1 protein-coding gene and 1 pseudogene are annotated in these 1,399 nt (G+C 74.1%); one reads left to right on the top strand and one right to left on the bottom strand.

Annotation, left to right across the window (positions count from 1 at the left end; translation table 11 throughout):
• Positions 1-332 (bottom strand): annotated as a pseudogene (locus tag ND748_RS32005) (hypothetical protein); the annotation flags it as partial.
• A gap of 368 nt (positions 333-700) precedes the next feature.
• On the opposite strand from ND748_RS32005, the gene ND748_RS32000 reads away from it, so the two are divergent.
• The coding region (locus tag ND748_RS32000; RefSeq protein ID WP_251750013.1) for a phosphatase PAP2 family protein at positions 701-1,399 on the top strand (699 nt) is incomplete at its 3' end.

Raw genomic sequence — 1,399 nt, 5'->3', positions numbered from 1 at the left:
GGCCAGGACGGATGCCCGGGTCCTGGCAGCGCGCTTGCGCCGACCGGCCCGCGGGTCGAACCACGGCCGGGCGACTGCGCGCGTCCAGGTTCGCCAGTGGCCCACCGGGATTCGCCGCCGGCCCGTCCGGCATCCCCGCCGGCCCGTCCGGCATCCCCGACAGCCCGTCCGGTGTCCCCGACAGCCTGTCCGGTGCCGCCGATCGCCCACCCGGTGTCTCCGGCGAACGGCCTGGCGTCGTCATTGCGCCGCCGGGCATCCCCGCTGGTCCACTCGGTGTCTGTCACATCGCCGACCTGGATGGCGCTGATCTCCCGCCCGTCGCCGTTCACGGGCGGGCTCCCCGGGCGTCGAGGAACTGGGTTGGATCTTCCGATCCGGGCTTTCCCGTCGCGATGTCCAAGGGTCTCCCCTCCGATCGGGCGAGCCGAGCCATGCGGCTGGGGCTGTCTGACGCCCGTGCGGGGGGACGGTACGCCGGTTCGCGGCTAGCGGAACCGACCGTCCGTTGCAGGACGTGGCCGGCCGGACGGGTCCGGCGGGTCGGACCAGAATGACATGCGGTGGGACGGACCGCACGAGCCGGTGCGTCCCAAACGGCCCGGCTTGCCCGTGTCGCTGGCGGAACGCCCAGCTCGCGCGGTTCATGAGCCGGGCGCCGCACGGAATAAGCCGGACGAAGCTGGGCAGGGACACCACGATGCCATCGGGAACCCGCGCGATTCGCCGGGGCGCGCAGGCCGCGGCCCTGGCGTTCGTGGTAATCGCGATCATGGTCGACGCCGGCTGGTCCCCGGTCGTGGAGAACGACGCCGACGTCGCGGAGTCGCTCGGCCGGCTCGCGGCCACCACGGCCTGGTTGGTGACCGCGCTGCGATGGGTGAGCGAGGTGTTCCACCCGACGGTTTTCCGGGTTCTCGCGGCCGTCGGCGGCGGCGCGCTGTGGTGGCGTTCCCGCCGCGGTGGCGTAGGCCGAGCCGATCCGGCGGCCACCCGTCGACTGGTGGTGTTCGCCCTGGTCACGGTCGGTGCAGGGGGCCTGCTGGCGACGGGGTTCAAGGATCTGATCGGGCGGGCCCGGCCGTCGTTCGCCAACCCGGTGGCGCACGCTGCCGGGCTCAGCTTCCCCTCCGGGCATGCGCTCGGCGCGATGGTCGCCGCCGTCGTCTGCCTCGTCGCCGTCCGGACCGTCACCGGTCGCCGGGCGTCATGGCCCTGGTGGGGCGGATGGGGTCTGATCGTTGCGGTGACCGGTTTCTCCCGGCTCGGGCTGGGGGTGCACTTCGTGTCCGACGTCCTCGGTGGCTACCTGCTTGGCGTCGCGTGGGCACTGGGGATGGCGGCCCTGCTGCGTCCGTGGCAGTCGGGGGCGGTCGCCGCCGGGCGCGCGGGCCCGGCC

Origin of the sequence: Frankia sp. AiPs1, assembly GCF_023716945.1 — a bacterium.
GTDB lineage: Bacteria > Actinomycetota > Actinomycetes > Frankiales > Frankiaceae > Frankia.
This window is presented reverse-complemented; position numbering and strand designations above follow the sequence as displayed.